At 60.3% G+C, this 21,157-nt stretch carries 20 protein-coding genes; 5 read left to right on the top strand and 15 right to left on the bottom strand.

Annotated features, from left to right (window positions below; genetic code table 11):
* Nucleotides 1–242: 242 nt before the first annotated feature.
* Nucleotides 243–1,880 carry a LuxR C-terminal-related transcriptional regulator gene (locus tag RR842_RS01260; RefSeq protein WP_332728839.1) on the top strand — a complete coding sequence of 546 codons (1,638 nt, stop codon included), beginning with the start codon at nt 243–245 and terminating at the stop codon, nt 1,878–1,880.
* 136 nt (nt 1,881–2,016) lie between these two features.
* Complete coding sequence (locus tag RR842_RS01255; RefSeq protein WP_332521989.1) at nt 2,017–3,225, top strand: MFS transporter; 1,209 nt, start codon at nt 2,017–2,019, stop codon at nt 3,223–3,225.
* On the opposite strand, the gene RR842_RS01250 is transcribed toward RR842_RS01255, so the two are convergent.
* Nucleotides 3,212–3,595: a hypothetical protein gene (locus tag RR842_RS01250; RefSeq protein WP_332728837.1), complete on the bottom strand. Its 384-nt coding sequence runs from the start codon at nt 3,593–3,595 to the stop codon at nt 3,212–3,214. The genes RR842_RS01255 and RR842_RS01250 overlap by 14 nt on opposite strands.
* Before the next feature lie 159 nt (nt 3,596–3,754).
* On the opposite strand from RR842_RS01250, the gene RR842_RS01245 reads away from it, so the two are divergent.
* The gene (locus tag RR842_RS01245) at nt 3,755–4,162 is read left to right on the top strand and encodes an MFS transporter (RefSeq protein ID WP_332728836.1); all 408 of its coding nucleotides are present in this window, start codon (nt 3,755–3,757) and stop codon (nt 4,160–4,162) included.
* A gap of 207 nt (nt 4,163–4,369) precedes the next feature.
* The gene (locus RR842_RS01240; RefSeq protein WP_332511581.1) at nt 4,370–5,050 is read left to right on the top strand and encodes a Crp/Fnr family transcriptional regulator; all 681 of its coding nucleotides are present in this window, start codon (nt 4,370–4,372) and stop codon (nt 5,048–5,050) included.
* Here RR842_RS01240 and RR842_RS01235 read toward each other — a convergent pair.
* From RR842_RS01235 to RR842_RS01190, 10 genes are all read right to left on the bottom strand, one after another.
* Nucleotides 5,047–6,009 carry a radical SAM protein gene (locus RR842_RS01235; protein ID WP_332511582.1) on the bottom strand — a complete coding sequence of 321 codons (963 nt, stop codon included), beginning with the start codon at nt 6,007–6,009 and terminating at the stop codon, nt 5,047–5,049. The genes RR842_RS01240 and RR842_RS01235 overlap by 4 nt on opposite strands.
* Nucleotides 6,006–7,244, bottom strand: a complete 1,239-nt coding sequence (locus RR842_RS01230) for a molybdopterin molybdotransferase MoeA (RefSeq protein WP_332728835.1) — start codon at nt 7,242–7,244, stop codon at nt 6,006–6,008. Before RR842_RS01230 ends, RR842_RS01235 begins: the two co-directional genes overlap by 4 nt.
* A gap of 57 nt (nt 7,245–7,301) precedes the next feature.
* Nucleotides 7,302–8,552 carry a nitrogenase component 1 gene (locus RR842_RS01225; protein WP_332511584.1) on the bottom strand — a complete coding sequence of 417 codons (1,251 nt, stop codon included), beginning with the start codon at nt 8,550–8,552 and terminating at the stop codon, nt 7,302–7,304.
* Nucleotides 8,552–9,751, bottom strand: coding sequence for a nitrogenase component 1 (locus RR842_RS01220; protein ID WP_332511585.1), 1,200 nt, complete (start codon nt 9,749–9,751; stop codon nt 8,552–8,554). The genes RR842_RS01225 and RR842_RS01220 overlap by 1 nt, the downstream gene beginning before the upstream one ends.
* Nucleotide 9,752: 1 nt before the next feature.
* Nucleotides 9,753–10,514: a nitrogenase iron protein NifH gene (locus RR842_RS01215; RefSeq protein ID WP_332511586.1), complete on the bottom strand. Its 762-nt coding sequence runs from the start codon at nt 10,512–10,514 to the stop codon at nt 9,753–9,755.
* 66 nt (nt 10,515–10,580) lie between these two features.
* On the bottom strand, nt 10,581–11,672 hold the full coding sequence (locus RR842_RS01210; protein WP_332511587.1) for an ABC transporter substrate-binding protein: 1,092 nt from the start codon (nt 11,670–11,672) through the stop codon (nt 10,581–10,583).
* Nucleotides 11,669–12,514: an ABC transporter ATP-binding protein gene (locus tag RR842_RS01205; RefSeq protein ID WP_332511588.1), complete on the bottom strand. Its 846-nt coding sequence runs from the start codon at nt 12,512–12,514 to the stop codon at nt 11,669–11,671. The genes RR842_RS01210 and RR842_RS01205 overlap by 4 nt, the downstream gene beginning before the upstream one ends.
* On the bottom strand, nt 12,514–13,488 hold the full coding sequence (locus RR842_RS01200) for an iron ABC transporter permease (RefSeq protein WP_332511589.1): 975 nt from the start codon (nt 13,486–13,488) through the stop codon (nt 12,514–12,516). Before RR842_RS01200 ends, RR842_RS01205 begins: the two co-directional genes overlap by 1 nt.
* Before the next feature lie 254 nt (nt 13,489–13,742).
* Complete coding sequence (locus RR842_RS01195; RefSeq protein ID WP_332511590.1) at nt 13,743–14,345, bottom strand: HD domain-containing protein; 603 nt, start codon at nt 14,343–14,345, stop codon at nt 13,743–13,745.
* Between the two features lie 149 nt (nt 14,346–14,494).
* A complete protein-coding gene (locus RR842_RS01190; RefSeq protein ID WP_332511591.1) occupies nt 14,495–15,451 on the bottom strand; it encodes a putative manganese transporter in 957 nt (318 codons plus the stop codon).
* Nucleotides 15,452–15,562: 111 nt separating this feature from the next.
* Between RR842_RS01190 and RR842_RS01185 the strand changes: the two genes are divergently transcribed.
* The gene (locus tag RR842_RS01185; protein ID WP_332511592.1) at nt 15,563–16,486 is read left to right on the top strand and encodes a DMT family transporter; all 924 of its coding nucleotides are present in this window, start codon (nt 15,563–15,565) and stop codon (nt 16,484–16,486) included.
* A 122-nt stretch (nt 16,487–16,608) separates the two neighbouring features.
* Here the strand turns inward: RR842_RS01185 and groL are convergent, their stop codons facing one another.
* The 4 genes from groL to RR842_RS01165 form a co-directional block, all read right to left on the bottom strand.
* The gene (groL, locus tag RR842_RS01180) at nt 16,609–18,240 is read right to left on the bottom strand and encodes a chaperonin GroEL (protein ID WP_332511593.1); all 1,632 of its coding nucleotides are present in this window, start codon (nt 18,238–18,240) and stop codon (nt 16,609–16,611) included.
* Nucleotides 18,241–18,461: 221 nt separating this feature from the next.
* Nucleotides 18,462–18,749: a co-chaperone GroES gene (locus RR842_RS01175; RefSeq protein ID WP_332511594.1), complete on the bottom strand. Its 288-nt coding sequence runs from the start codon at nt 18,747–18,749 to the stop codon at nt 18,462–18,464.
* 219 nt (nt 18,750–18,968) lie between these two features.
* A complete protein-coding gene (locus tag RR842_RS01170; protein ID WP_332553142.1) occupies nt 18,969–19,769 on the bottom strand; it encodes a response regulator transcription factor in 801 nt (266 codons plus the stop codon).
* Complete coding sequence (locus RR842_RS01165; RefSeq protein ID WP_332511596.1) at nt 19,762–20,988, bottom strand: sensor histidine kinase; 1,227 nt, start codon at nt 20,986–20,988, stop codon at nt 19,762–19,764. Before RR842_RS01165 ends, RR842_RS01170 begins: the two co-directional genes overlap by 8 nt.
* Nucleotides 20,989–21,157 lie beyond the last annotated feature (169 nt).

Here is a 21,157-nt window from a genome sequence, read left to right as displayed (position 1 = left end):
CGCGTTGCATGCAAGGACGGCGCCAGCGCTTTGCTCCCCTCCCCTCTGTGAGGTATAATCTTCCCGTTGGAGCTTTCGGCTTGCCTCCAACTTCCAATTCAGGTGCGTCTGCCAGGACGAAACCTCCTCCGAGTTTATGCGCTCGTACAAAAGCGGGCCATACCTCGGATCGATTGAAACACCGCAAACGCCTACAGCGAGAAACGGTATTCAGCGTGATGAAGGAGAGGTAGGACGTGGGGATGTCCGTCACCAGCAGAAAACCTGTCGCAGAAAGCAGCCCATCCGAAGCATGTGAAGCACGCGCCGCCCGAACCGCGCCCGAAAGTACGACCGATGCGCCTGAGCACCCCGGCGGGCGCGAACCTTTCTGGGAGCGTTACACGAACATCCCGTTTCGCCTTTTGGGATACGGCATGCTCATGGGGTGGCATTTCCTGCTGCTGTACTTCCTCATCCAACCGCTGAGCGGCAACGCCGACCCCGACGTGCTATTCTTTCGCCAAATGGCACTGAACGTCTCGCTGGTTTGCGTGTTCGCGCTGTTGGCTGCATTGGGACGGAAGGATTTTCTGCCTTCGCCGGGCTTTTCCATCAGGTTCCTCGTCGCAGTATCCGCACTGGCAGCGGTCGCGACGGCTTGCACCGTGCTCGCCGCCCTGCAAGCGAGCGCCGTCCCCATGATCGTGTTTACGGTCATTGCAGGCGCCACTGAAGCCGTGCTGCTTATGGCATGGCTCCACTACTATTCGGAGTCCTCCGACGACTACGCCACTCAGTACATAGCATTCTCCCTGATAATCGGTGCTGCTGTCGCATTTTTCACCCACCATCTCACACCTGAGCTCGGATGGGGCTGCTTCGTGGTACTGCCGGTGCTCTCAACCCTTATGCTTTCCAGCAGCATGAAGCAAACCCCCATACGCAGCGCCGAACAGGGAGAACGTGGCGTACGCGACCACGAGGGGGCTATGCGACCACTCGCGGCGAGCACGCTGAACCTCGTGGTATACGGCGCTGTGTTCGGCTTCCTGCAAGGAAGCGGATCGGCCGACGGCGGACCCATCCTCACCATATTCTCGCCGAACACCGTGATCGGAGCAGGGTTGGCCGGAGTGCTTACCCTACTCGCTTACCACAAGGTTCCCGGCAAACGGGCGGCCGAAGCACTACGGCGGAGCTCGCTTATGCTGTTCGTAACGGGAGTGCTGCTCATTGCAGTGCCCTCGCCCCTCGCCAAGGATCTTGCAGGCAACCTGGTGATGATGGGCTTCATTACCGCCGATATCACCGTGCTTGTGTACGTAGTACGCCTGATACGCGCTTATGACCTGAACTCTTTTTTTGCCATCGGATTGAACCGAGCAGCCGAGTACGCGGCTTTTGCGCTGTTTATTGCCATAGGGGCAGCCTTAGCAAAGGTTATGGGAGGCGCCTCTTACTACCTGCCGACCGTATGCGGCTTGTCTACGGTTATTGTCCTGGGGTACACCTTGCTGAGCATGGGCGAGGGCCGTCTCGACTGGATTCACCAGCTCTACGCCCACGAGCCCGCCGATCAGGTATCGGAAGGCGAGAATGAACCCGAAAGGACCGATGAGGCGGCGCACGCGGGCGGGCGCTGGAAAATGCGCTGCCGCATCATATGCGAGCGCTCGGCGCTTTCGCCGCGCGAGTCGGAGGTCTTCACGCTCATGGCCAAAGGGCGCAACGCCGACTACATCCAAGGAGCACTTGTCATTTCCGGGTACACCGCCAAAACCCATATCGCCAATATCTACCGCAAGGTGGAGGTGCATTCGCTGCAGGAGCTTATCGACCTCGTCGAGCAAGTCGATCTGGAAGCAGCAGAGAATCAGCACCTCAACCACGCAAGCTAGTGTCTCCGACCCGAGGCGAAAACGAGCTTTCAAGCACGCAGGGGGATGCCCGATAACCGTCGAGCCCCTATCATGCAAGTCGGATCTACTGCCAGGACTACAACTGCCTATCCCGTCTTGATAAACAGGAGGCACCATGAACGACAAGAACCAAGCGTTCTCCATGGGGCGCCGTTGGTTGATTTTCTCCACGGTATTCGTAATCGGAATCTTGGCAGCCTACAACATGTTCAAAGCACCGCCCTTGTTCTCCGTGATCATTCCCGAGCTGGGATTCACCGACGAGAACGTGGGCTGGGTCATGTCGATGTTCGGCATTATCGGCGTGGTGCTGGCCTTCCCCGCCGGCGCCATCCTGAACAAGCTCGGCATCAAGAAGAGCCTTATCATCACCGCAGCCAGCCTCGCAATAGGAAGCGCGCTCGGTGCTGTAGCCACCAACGCAGGTATGCTGCTGGCCTCGCGCGTAGTCGAGGGCATCGGCATGGGGCTCATCTCGGTCGTAGGACCCGCAGCCATCGCCACCATCATTCCCCGCGCAAAACAGGGCCTTGCCATGGGGCTTTGGGCCGTATGGTTCCCCGCTGGAACCGTGTTCGCATTCAACACTGCCCCGGCGCTGTCTGCGGCGCTGGGCTGGCGCTCGGTGTGGTGGATGGCGGCAGTGCTGTCGGTAGCAGCCCTGGTGTTCGCCGCCTTGTGTTATGCCCAGCCGCCCGCAGAAAAGACCGCCGAGGAAGCCGGAGCACCTGCTGCCGCACTGCGCAAGCCCGATATGCGCAGCATTCTGCTGGTAGCCATCGGCTTCATGGTGTGGAACATGTTCAACGCCGGAGCCATCGGCGGGTTCTACCCCACCTTCTTGCAGACCGTGCACGCCATGGACCCGCAGACCGCCGGCTTCGTGGCCAGCATCACGAACATCTGCGTGCTGTTCTTGGGACCGATCTCGGGCGTGGTGTCCGACAAGCTGGGCACGCGCAAGGGTTTGCTGGTATTTGCCTTTGCCGGAGCAGCCGCATTCCTGGCATTCGGCTTCGGGAACAACCTGGCGCTTATCTACGTGTTCCTGATCGGCTACTCGTTCTTCTCGGCATCCGCTGCTACCGGCACGTTCTCCATCATCCCGGAGCTCACGCATCAGCCTGAAAAGATCGGCTTCAGCATGGCCATCGTCGCGTTTTTGCAGAATATCGGCATTGTCGTCGGATCGGCCGTGTTCCCCGTCTTGGCAGCAAGCTTGGCCTGGGACTGGAATACCGCATCGCTGATGTTCTGCGTGCCCCTAGCCGTCGTCGGCCTCGTATGCTCGATCTTCGTACGCGAGAAAGCTAACAAGGAATAGCGTGGTTCTGCGGTGGAGGCACCGTCTTGGACGGTGTCCCTGCCGCACCCGCATCGAACTTGCAACATCCGAACCGACGGCGCACACCTATCGCCGCACATCCGAAAGGAGACACCTCCATGTGCTTCAGACCCCCCTCCGTCGAACAAGATCCTAGCAAGGCGGCTCCCACCGTTCCCGGTGCCCCGCCGGCGCCCGGCGCACCGGGCGCACCCTCGGCACCGGGCACATCGCCGAGTCCCACAGCACCATCCGCCCCGGGAGTCCCTTCGGCCCCCAAGGTGCCCACCGTACCCACGGCACCACCGACCAAGTAGGACAAAGCTTCCTGCAGGCAAGCCGGTGTGATGTCGAGTACGCAGCTCGACATCACACCGCCAAACACCCCGACGAAGCGCGAGACACCGGTACGCATCCGAAGCGAGAAAACAAGATACTTGTCAAGGTTATTTTGTATCTGTTAGGCCTGTTCATCGGCGCTCTGGACACCGGCATCGTCACCCCAGCCCGTACCGTCATCTAAGATGACTTGCAGATAGACGAACAGCTGGGCATTTGGATGATCACCATCTACACGTTGGCCTACGCAGCAGCCATTCCCGTCATGGGAAAGCTGGCCGATAAATTCGGACGCAAGTACATCTACCTGGCAAGCATCTTCTTGCAGAAGATGAAGGACGGCATGCCCCAGGCACTCGATGGCGCGAAGCAGAACTACCTTTCCGCCATCGACGCGAAAGCCGGGACCATCGAAGATAGGTACCAAACCACTTTGAGCGACGGGTTCCGCAACATGTTCATCCTTGTGGCAGCATGCTCGGCAGCGGACCTAGTGCTGACAGCATTCTACCGTGACGACAAGCGGGCAGCGAGAAAGGCCGCGGAAGCAGACGCACCGGAGGCAGCAGCTGCCACCCAGCGGCAAAGTCCCGCTTAGTGCCCAACCGCCCATCGCCCCCTGCAACGTCTGAGGGAGAACATTTCGAGGCGCGAGACCTTGATCTCTACGATAAACGATCAGAGCTATGTCGGACAGAGCGACAGACCCACCTGACGAACAGTGCGGCGACAAGCTGAGGGGTTCGCATATCCGCACTTCTATATTATACTTAGACAAGAATATAATCAGGAGTGAAGAGATGCCGTGGATACCCTTCCCCAACAAATCGCCGATCTGCCTATAGACTCTCTCGAGCTGCTCAAAGGAATACCTTCCGAAAAGCATCGAGCCGTTCTGCGCTGCCTCGACGCCCGTCTATCCCATTTCGACAAGGGCGATCTGCTGGCCGATCGCGATTCCACCCCAACATGTACGCGCTACCTCACAAGCGGGGCGGCACTCATCTTGCGCTACGATATCGAAGGAAACCGCTCCATCCTGGGAAGCTACCGAAACGGATCGGTGATCGAAAGCGATATGTCGCCGCAGTTCCGCCAGGCAAATGGCCTGGACATTGTGGCAACCGAGCCTTGCACAACCTTCGATTTCAGCATTTCTCAAAAAATCGAGGGTTGTGCCTGCTGCATCAAGTACATCAACCTCATCAAAGGTAATCTCGTCCAATCGCTCGCCGACACGAACCTCGGGTTCCTCAAGCGGCTCGACACCCTCGCCCACCGGTCCACGCGCGAAAAGGTGCTCGCTTTCCTGCGCGAGCAATCCCACGAAGCCGGAACGCGCACGTTCAGCATTCCCTACAATCGCCAAGAGCTGGCGGATTACCTGTACATCGAACGAAGCGCCCTCTCTCGCGAGCTAGGGAGCATGCGCCACGAAGGCATGATCTCGTTCGAGCGCAACGTTTTCTGCCTTACGGACGACTAGCGGCCAGATGCCGCCCAATGAGTGCGACCCTTCGAGAAACTGCAGGGTATAGTGATGGACCCAGCCCCAGCCCCTGTGGCGCGGACTTGATCCTTTGCACACCATCCTGCGGCGGCTCGAATATGCACTTCGCGCAGCACCAAGCGAGCCATGGCAATAAGTGCGAGCGCCTCGTCGAGCGGGCACTCCGGATGATCGTTCATGAGTATGCGCGCCGCATGCCTGAACTTCGATACGTACACACAGGACAGGTTTTCAAGAGCCGCAAGATCTGAAAGAGCTTTCGCATAGTCTTCGAAACGCGTGTCGACCGGCCCCAATCCTGCCATGATACCCGAACCCACCTCCATGCCCGCCTGCGCGATGCGCGCTGCAAACCGCCTTTTCTCGTCGAGATCGTCCCCTGGCTTCGTTGCAGAGAACACCTGTGGATTCGTAGTCTCGAACACCGAAAACACGCGCTTGACACGCAGTTCCTTTAATCGCGCAAGGTCAGCATCGGAAAAGGAGGCACCGCAGTTCACCACCACATCCATATCCACGAATCCGGCATCCCGTATAGCCTCGACAATACCCACGACACCGCAGTCCTCCGGTCCACGCAATGAACCTCCGCTGAGATGAAACTGGCGCACCTCGGTTTCCTCACGGAGGTAACGCACCTGCTGAACAATTTCCTCGACGCTCATAAGTTCCTGATTCTCATCGCGCCAATAGGGGCAATAGCAGCACAGCGGACGAAGCAGGCAAGGCACGACCGAGTTGAAGGCCGCCTCCACTTCGTCGCGTCCATTCATTTCGCGATCGCGCACCCTTGCAGCCACTTCGCACAATGCGGCAAGTGCCTGCGCGCTCCCGTCGACCGCCCGAAAAAGCCAGATCGTTTCCTCAAGCGAAGGGGGGCGCGTTCCCATCTCCTCAAGCAGCTGACTGAACGCACTCACCTCAAAACCATTCATGCCGAAACTTCCGCATCCCATGAGGCGCGCACCGCTTCCCAGGGGCGCAGCAACTCAACCTCTACGACTGCTCCCGCCTGAACGCCTTCAGATTCGATAGGCAGAACAAGCATGGCATCGCTTGCTGCCACGGTGCCCGGAACGTCCAGCCCGGCGGAAAGCAGCGAGCAGGTGCAGCCTCCTTCTGCACCGGGAGCGAGGGAAACGCGGATGAGGCGCTCGAATCCTTTCGGCTTTGCTACGGATTCGGTTATTGTCGCCCGAACCTTCTGGCGGCGCGGCATTGGAACGTCGTAGAAGTGGGCCACGAGGCCCCGGATGAGCCAGTCCATGCACAAAAATGCCGCGAGCATCGGACCCGGCACATTCACCACAGGCTTTCCCTCGACAAGAGCCATGCCCACCGGCCGGCCGGGAACTGCCCTTACTCCGTGGCGAAAATACGTTCCCCGCCGTTGGAGTAGACGCGCGTTGAAGTCCTCCTCACCGCGCGACGAACCGCCGTTGACGATGACGATATCGGCGTACTCGAGCGCCCGGTCGAGCGCCCGGTCGATGACGACCTCATCATCGCACGCAACGGGATAGCAAAAGCACTCGGCGCCCCATTCAGCGAGCATGCCCGCAACCATAAGGCTGTTGACCTCGATGTTCTGACCACGCTTCGGAGCCGACCCCCAGGAAACCAACTCGCTGCCGGTAGGTAGGTAGGCCACTTTCGGCCGTGCGAACACGGGAATCTGCGCCAAACCCCCCATGGCGGCAGCCGCGACCGATTCCGGCGCCAAACGCCGGTGCCGCGACACCACCATGCTGCCTTCGCGCACGATAGACCCGCAGGGATTGACTCCCGCCCCCGGCAGCACTTCTAGAGCATCGTTTATGATGGACACGCCTCCGGCCTCGTCGAAGACGATATCCTCCACCGCGATCACCGCGTCGAACGCATCGGGGAAATCGTCTCCGGTATCGGCCTGGGCGTAATCGATGCCGCGGCGCCAAGCGCACGTATCGGGCGCTCCTTGGACGAAATCGGCCGCCCGCACTGCAATGCCATCACGCTTCGACGAGCGCTTCACCGGCAGCGAGCACACGGCGTGCACCTCATGTGCAGCAACGCGACCAAAAGCCCGATCAAGCGGCACCACCTCCACCTGCGGATGCGGCCTCCACCGCTCCTTTAACTCTTGCAGCGCCACCCCACGCTCTACACTTTGCTCGTATTCGAATTTCATCGGTGCATTCCTCTCTTCTATCATCCGCATGTTTTACTCGTCTTCGGTCGCCCTCCCTCAGCGACCCAGCCTTTTCACAAACACATCGAGAGCCTCGATTGTCTCGGACTCCGTATAGCGCAGCAGCCGCTCTGCAAACAGCGGCCCGGAAACCGCTTCGTGAGGAAGCTCCAAAAAGACAGCGTCGCGAAGCGCCGGTATCTGCGTAAACAGCGGGTCGGCCACCACCGCAAGACCCGGATGGCTCTCGGCGAATGCCATGAGCGCACATTCGTCGTCAAAGGACATATCGCCGGACTCCGCCCACGTTCGCTCCGAGGAGAAGAACGTGCCCACCACCACGGGACGCTCGATGCCCGCCCAGGAAAGCCGCGCACGCACGTGGGGACGCAGCGAGTTCATGACCACCTGATCCCCCACCAAAAGCACCGGAGGGTTGCACGATGCGGATTCTCCTTCGGCTGCGCTCGGACCGTTCGCGCCATCCCCGATTACAGCCCAAAGCGGCCGAAAATGTTCGCCGCGCACCTCGCGCGCGATTGCTTGGCAGTCGTCGTCTCCGAAAGGACAGGCCGCGAGATACGGTACGCCACACCGGTCTTGCAGCAGCTGCGCAGCAGCCACGCCTGACCAGGCCACCACGATGCTGGCATCCGCCCAACCCGCACGCTCGACGTCGTCCAGCGAAAAGCTGCGCGCGGTACTGAACCCAATCTCCAGTCCCGCTTTTTCCAGGCATCTCTCGACTGCCTCCATATTTGCCTCCGACGCGAAATCGTGAGGGGTCATACCCAGCACGTTCACCACGGGCCTTTCGCAAGCAGTCTCGCGCCCGCCTCTAAGCGAGTCTGCGCTACGCTCGCCAACCGCAAACCGACGGCAAAGGGCCTCGAGCGCAAGCGAAGCTCCCTGCTCATAGGTTTCAAACCCCGAAGTCGCAAGACCCAGCGAGGGCACGCCGGATACCTGCTCGATCTCGTAGGCCATACCCGCCAAGTCCATGCCCACGATAGCCGGCACCGGTGTGCCGACTAGGGCGATGGCGGCAGGATGCAATTCTCGCGCCACTTCGAGCGTCTCAGCAATGATGCGCGAATCGTCCCCCAGCACCGCGTCGAGGGTGCGCAACTGGGCGGAGAACGCGCTTTTTCGCCGACGCGCCCAGCGAGTCTCGTCGTATTCCACATAGTTGCGCGTGCAGCAGCCCGCATCCACGATGACGATAAGGCAATCCAGCCCGAACAGCGTCGAACACGCTCCCGCATAATCGCCCGCAAACGGGGGGAGATACAAAGACAAGCGCGCCATCAGATGATCCATTCCTGCGTGCGGCCGACCGCAGCGGCAAGCTCCATCATCAAGCGTTCCACGCCGTGAAACCCGAAGCAGCCCTCGTCATGGTACAGATCGGCCAGGTGGCGCGCGTGCAGCAAGAATCCCGCGTCACTGCCCACTGCAACCCAGCGCTCACCCATTCCGTAGCCGCAAAGAGCCTCGTAGCTCTCACGCCGCACGACCATGATCTCGGGGCATTCAGCCATAAGCCGCGCCTCGGCCTCATCGTCGCATCCCTTCAGATGAAGCCCGAACACCGCCCTCACGTTGAACCCGTACGCCCGAAGGGCGAGCGCCAGCGAAAACGGCATCATGGACGATGACGAATCCACTGCAATCGGAAGGTCACCCACTGCCTCCCGCGCCCACGCCACTGCCTGCTCAGCGCGCGCACGATATCCGGCACAATCCACGGGATTACTTCGCAGCGCCAAAGCGAGCTCTTCGTAGCGCCGTTCTATCTCATCGAGGTCATAGCTTGCAGGCCAGCGAAAGCTGGGGATGCCCAACCGCGACTCCATATCCGACGCGGCCGCGTCTCCCAGATGAGACAGGCTCAACGTGAGCATACTCGAAGCCATACGCGCATAATCGCCATACGACACCGAAGTAACTATCTGGCGAATCGGGCCTGCCTGCGCCCCACGGAGCACGTCGTAAAGCTCGCAGTCGGCTGCAAGCGGCTCGAAACCACCCACCAGATTCACCCCCGCATCCTTATGCGCACGCGGTTCCAGCAGCGCGTAGAGGTTGGCGTGGATTCTCTGGGCGGTCGAGCTTTGCACATCCGCAGCGATAGGGTTGATATGGGACAGCAAAAACCGCGTTTCCGGAAACCGTGTGCGCAGCCCTGCCAAAAGGCTTTCGCCATCGGTTCCCAAAAAGTCATCGATGCAGTTCACGTACAACGACAATACCTGCGGGCGCGGCCGTACCGTCGCTAGCAACGTGGCCACGGCATCTTCCACCTGCTCGAGATAATCGCCCAGCACTACGTCGGCCTGCGAGAAGCGCAGAAACGACACGTGGTCAGCAACGCCGTTGCGCAAAGCACGCAAGCCCTGCCGTCGCCCGCAGGCATTCGGACACAGGTAGAGCGTATGGCTTTCGGGCACGCGCAGCACTCGTCGCGGTCGCCCCCGGTCGGGTATCTGGTAGGAAAGCTGAGCCATCTCAGGCACCCTTCCTTTCCGCATCTTGCGCCACCAGGTCGGCGAGGGATCGGTACGCACATGCCAAGTCGGAAGAGACAAACGCCTCGATCACGGTCGCGCCGGCATCCTCGGCCTGCTGGATAAGCCCGCAGCGGGGAATCGTCGCCACCACCTCGACTTGCTCTTCCTCGCAAAAGCGCGCTATCTTCTCCTGCTCATCATCTATGTTGCGCAAATTCGCCACCAGACCGCGCAACTGCGCATACCCGCGCTTCTTGAAATGATCGATGGCGTGCATGATATTGCTGGCAGCATACAAAGACATCATCTCGCCCGAGGTGACGATAAGCACCTCATCGGCGTAGTCGCCACGCAACGGCAGGGCGAACCCGCCGCATACCACATCCCCCAACACATCGTAGAGCACGAAATCGGGCTGGTACGTCTCGTAGGCATGCAGTTTTTCAAGCGCCTCGAACGCCGCGATAATGCCGCGGCCCGCACATCCGATACCCGGCACAGGACCGCCCGCCTCAACGCACAGCACCCCGTTATCCGCACGGCGCACTATCCGGGAGAGATCGAGGGCGCCCCCCTCCCTCATGCAGTCGAGCACGGCAGGCAGAGCATCGCCGCCTCGGTGCAGATGGGTTGAATCCGCCTTCGGGTCGCACCCGATTTGCATGACCGTGAATCCCTGCGCAGCCAACGCCGCTGCAAGGTTGCAGGTCGTCGTAGACTTGCCGATGCCCCCTTTGCCGTAGATGGCAACCTTATACATCTTCGATCCTATTCAGTCGGAGGGTGCGCGCCCCGGCTCGCAAAAGCCGGGGCGCGCAAGGAAGGACTACTGGTAGTTGATGATGCCCTTGATTTCCGCATCGGACATTTGGTAATTGAAGAAATGACTGTAGAAGTATTTGATGTCTCCCGAAAGCTCAGTTTCAGAGTAGAGCTCGGGATACAGCTTGTTCATGGCCCACAGCACCGTCAACGGTTGTTCGACCGTGCGGTTGCCCCATACATGGGCGACCGTCGGCACCGCATAGATGCGCTTGTCCGCAACAGCCGGAAGGCTGGCGATGTTCGCATTGGCGTAAAGCGCATCGACGTTGATGCTGCTGGAGAAAACCACCTGGGGCTGCCACGCCAGCAATTCTTCCATCGTGTATTCGAGGGAGTTCTTCTTGTGCGTTTCGGCCGTCACGCTCTTGCCCCCGGCGGCATCGATCCACCATTCGGATATCACGTGGGGGTTCGTCAGCGATTCCACGTCGCCGTAGAGAACGGCGAGTTTATCGGCATCCGCCAGCTTGGACGTGCGATCCGTAGCCTTGGCAACGGTTTCGTCGAAGTACGTGCGGTAATCGGCCGCGCGATCCTCGGCACCCAGGATCTGACCCATAAGATCGACAGCCTTCTTCACGTCCTCAGTGTCGTTCCAGGTGAGCACGATGACATTTAGCCCCGCTTCCTCAAGTTGCTGCGCTATATCCTCCATCATAGTGATGCACAGATCGGGATTCAGCGACATGGTGGCCTCCATGTCTACGCCGTCCGCCGTTTCGAGCACCGGTCCGTTCTTGATCTGCGGGGCGAACTGGTACTGCATGGCCCACTTGTCGCTTTTCGTGAAGTTAGCAGGCATCTCGTTTGCGATGAGATCGCCTTTGCCCATACATTCCACGAACGCATTGAGCACGCCTACGGAGCCGAACGTGGCGACGCTCTTGACATCGATCGGAAGCTCCACGCTGCGTCCGGCCATATCGGTGACGGTGCGAGTTTGCGGCTCTTGCTGCTGGACGGGTGCCGGCTCGCTTTTCTGCTGCTCGGCAGGCGCCGAGCAGCCGGCAAGCCCCATGCATCCAAGCGCCGCCGCAAGCATTGCGCCAACTGCGGTTTGAAGCGCCGTCCTCCTGGTCATTGCATATTTCATACGGTCGATCCTTTCTGGGTCGGATTGGTATCTTCTTCCTCCAAAGCACTAAGGGACAGCGCCTCGTCGAGCAAAGGAATGCAGGTTTTTATCGAGAAACCACCCATATCGGCACGCGCCACATGAACCGGCGTATTGTAAAGCGCGGTCAGGCTCTCACTCGTAACCACGTCATCAGGTGCCCCCAGCGCGACGATACGCCCTTCCCGCATAAGCGCCACTTTGGAGCAAGCGAGAAAGGCGTGATCGGGGTAATGGGATGTCATGAGGATGCCGAGTCCTTGCTGGGCCAGATGCTTGATAGCCACGAGTATCTTTACCTGGTTGTGGTAGTCGAGGTTCGCCGTGGGCTCATCCATCACCAACAGCTGCGCCTCTTGTGCCAAGGCGCGTGCCACCAGCACCATCTGCTTTTCACCGCCCGAAAGCTCCTGATAGCGCCGAGATGCCAAATGCGCTATCTGAAGCCTCTCCATTGCGTCGAGGGCTGCCTGCTTGTCGGCAGCCGCGTGCGCAGCGCCGACGGCAAGGTGAGAGACGCGCCCCATGAGCACCACTTCTTTCGCCTGATAGGGAAAGGCGAGCTCCGAGGATTGCGGAACATAGGCCAGGTAACGGGCGCGCTTGCCCACACGCATGGCCGAAACATCTCGGCCATCGATCGAAACGCTTCCGTGCTGGGGCTTCGAGAACCCGAGCAGGCAGCGCAAAAGCGTGGTCTTGCCCGTGCCATTCGATCCCAAGAGGCACAGTATCTCGCCTTTCTCCAGACAAAACGTCACGCCCTTGAGTACCTCCCTGCGCGCATGGTAGGAAAAACGGATGTCTTCGACGGCAAACATCAGGCCCACTCCCTCCGCGTGCGCACCAAGAGGAACACGAAGACCGGCGTACCGACGAGCGCCGTGAGCACCCCAAGCGGAAGATCAGCGAAGGAGGCACGCACGATGTCATCGATAAGCACCAGGAAGATGCCGCCGATAACAAACGAGCCCGCAACCAGCTTTGCATAGGACGCACCCGTCACCGTGCGCGCTATATGGGGAACCACCATGCCTATCCAGCCGATAATTCCCGCCACCGAAACCGCGCATGCCGTCATGAGGGTCGAAGCAATGATGACGACCCCTTTGACCAGAGTCACGTTCACTCCCATAGCCGCCGCCTCATCCTCGCCTGCCGCGAGCACATCGATCTTGTGACGGAACACGAACAGAAGCGCCGTCGACAGGACGGTCGCAGGAAGCATGACGAGCAAATCGGTATTGTCGCCCTTGTTCAGACTGCCCATAAGCCAGAAGGTAATGGAAGGCAACACGCTGTCAGTATCAGCAACCGTCTTGACAATGGAAATGAGCGCCTGAAAGAAGCTCGACACCACCACGCCGGCGAGAACGAGCACGGTCAGATTCTGCTTGCCGAATATGGCGCCGATGAAGTAGGCAACGCACACGGCCACGATACCGCATACGAATGCCGATATCTGCACCTCCCACCACGTTCCGCCCGCAAGCATGGCCGCCGCAGCACCGAAACCGGCACCTGCCGACACGCCCAAAATATCCGAGGACACCATAGGGTTCTTAAACACGGTCTGATACGAGGCACCCGAAACCGACAACGCTCCACCAATAAGAAGCGACAGCGTGATCTGGGGGAATCGGACGTTCAGCATGATAGGTTCCAGGACGTCGTCCCAATACTGCTCCACCGGCATGAGCTGCGAGCGCAACACATCGATCACCGTTCCCACGGAAATATCGACGCTGCCGATAAGGAACGAATACAGGTACACCACAACGAGCACAGCCCCCATGACAAGCATCTTCGCTGAAAACCCGAAACGGAGCCTCGATGATCCTCCAGATTTCACGCACGTCCCCTCAACGGTTTGAGAGATGCCGCGCCAAACGCCCTTTCGCACAAGAAGGAACAGGGCGACCATCATCTCTCAAAAAATTATTCTCAATAAGCTATATTAGTTTTGTATGAGGATAATTGCGGTTGCATTAGCAACGAGAGGCGTCCTTTTGGCCGCCTCTCGGAAGGAAAACGCGCTTTTGGACTGGCTTACGCTACCGGGACGAACGTGTCCTTGTCGGGCGCGAACGACTGCATGGCGACGATCGTGCGGGCGAACAGGTCATCCAGCTCCCAGCCCAGCATTTCGGCACCGGAGCGGATGACGTCGCGGCTGACGCCGGCAGCGAAGCGCTTGTCCTTGAACTTCTTCTTCAGCGATTTCACCTCGAAGTCCATGACGCTCTTCGAGGGGCGCATGGCAATGGCGGCCCCGATGAGGCCCGTAAGCTCCTCGGCTGCGAACAGTATCTTCTCCATCTGCAACTCGGGCTTGGGCAGCTCGGGGTTGAAATCGGACGTGTGGCTCTGAATGGCGCGAATGAGCTCGGGCGAGCCGCCGGCCGCCTCGATGTCCTTGGCGGCGAACACCGTGTGCAGCTCAGGCTCGTCGTCATGCTCTTCCCAATCCAGGTCGTGCAGCAGGCCCACGATGCCCCAGAACTCCTCGTTTTCCGGGTCGAACTCGTGCGCGAAGTAGCGCATGGTCTGTTCCACCGTCTCGCCGTGCTCAAGGTGGAACGGATCCTTGTTGTGCTCCTGCAACAACGCGAATGCAGCCTCGCGCGTGATACCGGCTTCCAGATTACCCATAACGCTCTCCTTTTCGCCTGCAATACTTTGCTTGACGATATGCTAACCCAAAGCCCCGCCAATGTCAGGCCCGAATGCCCGCTAGAGCACGTTGCAAAACAAGGACGTAAAAGTACTAGTTTTCGCATTTTCAGGACGAGCTTGGCGTTCTAAAACACGATCCCCAGCGCGTTCACCACGAGGCCCCAGAACACGCCCATCGCGTACAGCGCCACGATAACCATGAGGTTCTCCCGCACGCGGCGGTTCGTGCGCACCAGCACCAGCAGGCCCACGCCGGCAGAGACCAGCAAGCCGGCGAGCATGGCACCCGAGCCCAGCGCGCCCTCGACGTAGAGCTGCGCGATAACGATGCTGGCTGCGCAATTGGGCACGAGGCCCACCAGCGCCGACCCGAACACCGACAGCACCGGGTTCGATCCCAAGAAGTCGGCGAGCACGTCCTCACCAACCACTTCCAGCACGCCGTTCAGCACGATGGTGATAACGAAGATGAACACCGCGACCCGCAGCGTATGCCGCAGCGCCGAGCGCACGATGGAGCCGTGCTCGTGGTCGTGGTCGTGGTCCTCGTCGTGCTCGAAGTCATAGGCAAGCTCGGGGCTTTCCTCGCAGGTGGCACAATCGCCGTTACAGCCGCAGTTGTCCTGCTCGCACAGCTCATGGATACGCAGTTTCTTGCTTTCGCGGCGCGCGATGCGCACGGCGGCATCCACGACGAAGCCCATGACCATGCCGATGACGACCTTGGCACCCAGTATCTTCAGGATGACGTCCAACGGCACCTGCTCCGCAATGAAGATGGGGAGCATCTCGTCGGACGTGGACAGAAAGACAGCGAACAGGGTTCCCAGAGTAATGACGCGGCCCGCCCACAACGTTGCCGCCACCGCCGAGAAACCGCATTGCGGCACCACGCCCAGAAGCGCGCCCGCGATCGGACCAGCCGCACCCGCACGCCGGATGGCAGCCTCGGTCTTGCCGCCCGTCTTGTGCTCCAGCCACTCCATGAGCAGATACGTGGCGAACAGAAACGGGATCAGATACAGTGTGTCGCCAACCGAATGGGTCAGCACATGCCGCATTATGTCGGGAAACGATTCCATGAAGAAGTATTGTACCCCTCCGGACGGCTCCGGCCTTCAACGTAGGCGAATGGTCATGAAAAGCAGCACTGTCGCCAGCCATAAGACAATCCCCTGCTATACTTCTGACCCATGAACTCAGAGAAAAGACAACTTCCCCGCTGGATATATGCAGCACTGCTTATCGCAGCAGCGGCAATCTGGGGTCTGAGCACGGTCGTCATCAAGGATACGGTTGCCTCGTTTCCGCCGGGATGGCTGGTGGGCATTCGCTTTCTTGCTGCAGGCATCGTGCTTTCGGTGGCGCTGTTGCCGCGCATGGTGCGCACCCTGAACGCCGACCATCTGAAAACAGGTGCGCTGCTGGGCGTATTCGTAGGGATGTCGTATCTGCTCAATTCAACCGGACTTGCCTACACCACTGCTTCCAAAAGCTCTTTCTTAACAGCCACCTACTGCGTACTCGTCCCGTTCCTTTCGTGGGCCATCCTGCACAAGCGCCCCTCGGTCTACAATATCTCGGCTGCAGCCATCTGCATCCTGGGCGTGGGGCTGGTATCGCTGCAATCGTCGGCTTCGTTTTCCTTGGGTCTCGGCGACAGCATCACCCTTGCTTCCGCCTTGTTCCTGGGCGCGCACTTAGCCCTTACTTCCAAGCTAGCGCCGGGGCGCGACATCCTGGTACTGACCGCGTTGCAGTTCATCGTGGCCGGCCTTATGGGCCTGGCCTGGGGTGCGGTATCCGAGCCGTGGCCCACGCCCGAGCAGTTCAGCCCGGACATGCTGTTTAATTTGGCGTACATGGTGCTTGCAGCTTCGTGCATAGCCCTTTTGTTGCAAAATATTGGCTTGGCGCACATCCCCCCAGCGCCCGCCTCGCTGTTCCTGGCCACCGAGTCGGTGTTCGGCGTAGCGTTCAGCGTGTTGCTGCTCGGCGAGGTTCTCAGCTCGCAGATGGTATTCGGGTTCATATTGATCTTCTTTGCCATCATGGTAAGCGAATATTTCCCCACCTCGAAATTCATGAAGAGGGTTCTCGCCAAACGTCAGAAGTAGAGTCGGGTAAGCGGCTCCGGGCTATCACCTGCTAAAAACGCACTGTGCTCCGGCACACAAAAGGAGAGCCTGCTTGACGCGGGCTCTCCTTTTTGGTTCGGTTCGCAGAAGGTTCTGCGAACTTACATCATACCGCCCATGCCGCCGCCGGCACCGGCCAGCGCAGACAGGTCCGGACCGTCCTTCGGAATGTCGTTGATGGTGGCCTCGGTGATGAGGATGAGGGCCGCAACGGAAGCAGCGGACTGCAGAGCCGTGCGGGTCACCTTGACCGGATCGTTCACGCCCATCTCGATCATGTTGCCGTACTCGCCGTTAGCGCAGTTCAGGCCTTCGCCCTTGCCCATGCCCTTCACGTGCTCGACCACGACGCTGCCCTCGAAGCCAGCGTTTTGGGCGATGGCGCGCATCGGAGCCTCGAGCGCCTTACGGATGATAGCCACGCCGACCTCTTCGTCCTTGTCGACAGCCTCCACCGTATCCAGCACGGGAAGCACGTCCACCAGCGCCACGCCGCCGCCGGCAACGATGCCTTCTTCCACCGCCGCACGGGTTGCCTGCAGGGCATCCTCGATACGGGCCTTCTTCTCCTTGAGCTCGGACTCGGTCGCAGCGCCCACCTTCAGCACCGCCACGCCGCCGGACAGCTTCGCCAGACGCTCCTGCAGCTTCTCGCGGTCGAAGTCGGAATCGACGCGCTCCAGCTCGGCCTTGATCTGGGTGATGCGGTCCTCGATGTTCTTCTTCTCGCCAGCACCGTCCACGATAAGGGCGGCGTCCTTGGTGACCTTGACCGTCTTGGCATGGCCCAGCATGTCGACGCGGGCGTCGGCCATGGTCATACCGAAGTCCTTGTCGATGACCTGGGCGCCCGTGACGGCCGCGATGTCCTCGAGGATGCGCTTGCGACGGTCGCCGAAGCCGGGGGCCTTGATGGCGACGCAGTTGAACGTGCCGCGCAACTTGTTCAGCAGGATGGTGGCCAGCGCCTCACCCTCGACGTCTTCAGCAACGATGAACAGCGGGCGGCCGGACTTCATGATGTCTTCCAGCAACGGCACCATGTCCTGGATGCTGGTGACTTTCTGGTCGGTGAGCAGGATGTAGGGGTCGTTCAGCACGGCCTCCATCTTCTCCATGTCGGTGGCCATGTACGGCGAGATGTAGCCGCGCTCGTACTGCATGCCCTCGACGATGTTCATCTCCAGGCCGAACGTCTGGCTCTCCTCGACGGAAATGGCGCCATCCTTGCCCACAGCCTCCATGGCTGCAGCGATCTTGGAGCCGATCTCGGAATCGCCGGCAGAAATGGTGCCGACGTTGGCGATCTGGGCTTCCGTGGACACCGGGGTAGCGTCGGCCTTGATGGCCTCCACAACGGCGTCGGTGGCCTTCTGGATACCGCGGCGGATGCCCAGGGCATCGGCACCGGCGGTTACGTTGCGCAGGCCCTCGGACACGATGACATCGGCCAGCAGCGTGGCGGTCGTCGTGCCGTCGCCGGCTACGTCGTTGGTCTTAACGGCAACTTCGCGCACCAGCTGGGCGCCCATGTTCTCGATGGGGTCTTCCAGCTCGACTTCCTTGGCAACGGTCACGCCGTCGTTGGTGATGGTGGGGGCACCATAGGACTTCTCCAGTGCCACGTAGCGGCCCTTAGGACCAAGCGTCACCTTTACTGCGTCGGACAGCTTACGCACACCGGCAGCAAGGGCGCTGCGGGCATCGGCCTCAAATTTGATTTCTTTCGCCATGATTCGCTATTCCTTTCAGATTGCGTATCTTATACCTACTGCTTGTGGGTTTTCCGGCTTCGCCGGAGGTAGAGCACCAACTCAAACAACAGGGTTTCCGTGGTGAGTCGCATAGCCGTGAAGCACCGAGGAGCTTGAACTAAGCGGCCTTCGCGCCGTGCATGAAAGCGACGAGAAGGCTGAACGGCTAGGCGGCCGCCACGGGAAGCCGTCAGGTTGCCTTATGCAAACACTGCGTACAAGTCGTCGGCACGCAAGATCATGACGTCTTCGCCATCCACCGTGATCTCGGTTCCGCCGTACTTGCCGTACAGGACCTTGTCGCCCTCTTTCACGGGCATGGGCAGCAGGTTGCCGTCCTTGTCCAGCTTGCCAGCACCCACGGCCAGCACGGTGCCCGTCTGGGGCTTTTCCTTTGCTTCGGTCGCCAGATACAGACCGGATGCCGTCGTCGACTCAGCCTCGTCCTGCTTGATGATGACGCGGTCACCCAATGGTTTCAAATTCATATCCTTGCCTTCCTTTCGTCCGCCTCTTGTCCGAAATTGGTTGAACGTTTCTATTTAACCACTCCGTCTTAGTGACTGCTAGCACTCATTGGGTAACGAGTGCTAAACATTGCGTTATCATAGCAGCCCTGCCGACGAATGCAAGAGATATTGAGGAAATATGAGCGTAGGAGACTGAGGTTTGCGCCAATCGTCAGAGGATCGTCACAATTCCAACATTCACCGCTCGCCCGGCTTCACCAAGCCGCCCTCGTAGGCACGTACAACCAGCTGGGCACGATCGTGGGCATCGAGTTTCGCCATGATGCGAGCAAGGTGCGTCTTGACCGTTGCGGGAGATATGAACAGGTCAGACCCTATTTCATCATTGGACAGCCCACGGGCTACCAACACCAGTATTTCGCGCTCGCGCTCGGTGAGTACGGCAAAAAAATCGCTGCCGGAAGCATCAGAGGGCCCCGTTGCCGGGCGCGTGCGCACAAACGTCTCTACCAGGCGGCGCATGACCGAAGGCTGAATAAGCGCATCGCCCTTGGCCACCACTTCGATGGCGGCAGCAATGTCGTCGGGCTCGGCATCTTTCAGCATGAACCCGCTGGCACCGGCCGCCAGGGCATCATATACGTATTCGTCGATGTCGAAGGTGGTCAAGATGAGCACATGTGTGCCCTCAAGCTGAGGATCGGCCCTGATCGCCCGGGTGGCTTCGATGCCGTTTTCCACCGGCATACGGATATCCATGAGCACCACATCGGGTCGCGTCTCGCGCACACGCTCGACCGCCTGGCGCCCGTCGCCCGCCTCCCCCACCACCAACAGACGAGGATACGACGACAGGATAAGCCGAAAGCCGCTGCGCACCAGATCCTGATCATCGGCAACCACTACGCGCAACACCGTGTCGTCGCGCCGCCGTTCGTCGGCACGCCTCGCCGCCTGGGCGCTGCTCTCGCGCAGCCGCTCCTGCACCGCACGGTACGCGTCATCCTGGAAACTACCGCCGATAAGCTGCTCAGACATGAGATGCCCCCGTCCCGCCCAGCGGCAGGCCCACCCGCACGGCGAACCCGCCTTGAGCTCGATTGCCCGCCCAAAACGTGCCGTCCAGCAGCCCCACGCGCTCTGCCATGCCGGCGATGCCATGGCCGCCGGGCGTGACGGCATCGCCGCGACCGCGTCCGTCATCCTCGATATCGAGCCGCGCCGTGCTGCCATCGAGCGTCAAGCGCATAACCGCCGTGCGCGCATCTGCATGACGCACGATATTCGTGGCCGCCTCGCGCGCGATGCCGTACAGGGCCACATCGACATAGGCGGGCACGCGGGAACGGTCGTAGCCGCCCCTATCCAGAATCGTCTCCACGCCCGCATTCCGCAAATATACCGCCAGGTCCTCCATGCGCTCGGTGCCAGCTGTCGGCTCTGTTTCGGCGACGTCGTCACACCGGAGCACGCCGATCATGCTGCGTATCTCCTCAAGCGCATCCTTAGCCGTCGTGCGTGCGGTGGCAATAGCCTGCTTCGCCGCCTCGGGATCGCGGTCGATCAGCCGTTCAGCAGCAGCCGCCTGAATGCTCACGGCCGACAGCGAGTGAGCCGTGATATCGTGCACCTCGCGCGCAATGCGCACGCGCGCCTCCTCCACCCGACGTGCCGCCTCTTCCCCGCAGGCGCGCTCCGCCTCAAGGGCCCGCTGCTCGGTTTCGACCACGTAGGCGCGGTGCGTGCGATATGCGTAGCCGGCCAAGGCCGCCGCAGCGGCAAACGCGATGTTCTGGAAGCGCGTGAAGAAGATCAGGCTGGCCGTACGCGCCGACATGTCCACAAAGAGCAGCCCGCCCACCGCCAAAACGGCGGCCACCAGCGCCTCGACGCGCCCCCGCTCGCTGGCAATGGTATAGAGCGCCACCGCGGGCCCGATCATCGTAAGGGAAAGTCCGCGAAACGAGCTTTGCAGTCCCAAAAACACCACCATGACAAACAGGAACACCGGCCAAGGAAACCTCCTGCGCGCCACAAGCGGCAGCGTGGTAAGCGCCAACGCCACGAACACCGAGGCATCGGGCACCACGTTCACCGTACCCAAGTATTGGCGCAGCGCCAGGTCATGGACTACAAGCGACGACGAGGTGACCATGAGCTGCACGCAGCCGAAAAGAAGCGCGGCCACGGCGAGGGCCACATCGATGCCCCAGTCCTTGGGCGACATCGGACGATTGTTCACCAAAAAGTTTTCCATGCATCCATACTACGCGACGCACCTATCAAGCGCCATACACCGGCAAGGGTATTTTCCGCCCTTCAATTCCAGGCTTGCCAAGTCGAGCGGACCGACAAAGAACGTCTAGCGCAAGGAGGCGTCACACGACAAGGACCCTCCTGCCGCTCTTGGCTAGAGGGTCCTTGCA

The sequence above is a fragment of the Gordonibacter sp. genome (assembly GCF_036667095.1).
GTDB lineage: Bacteria > Actinomycetota > Coriobacteriia > Coriobacteriales > Eggerthellaceae > Gordonibacter.
This window is presented reverse-complemented; position numbering and strand designations above follow the sequence as displayed.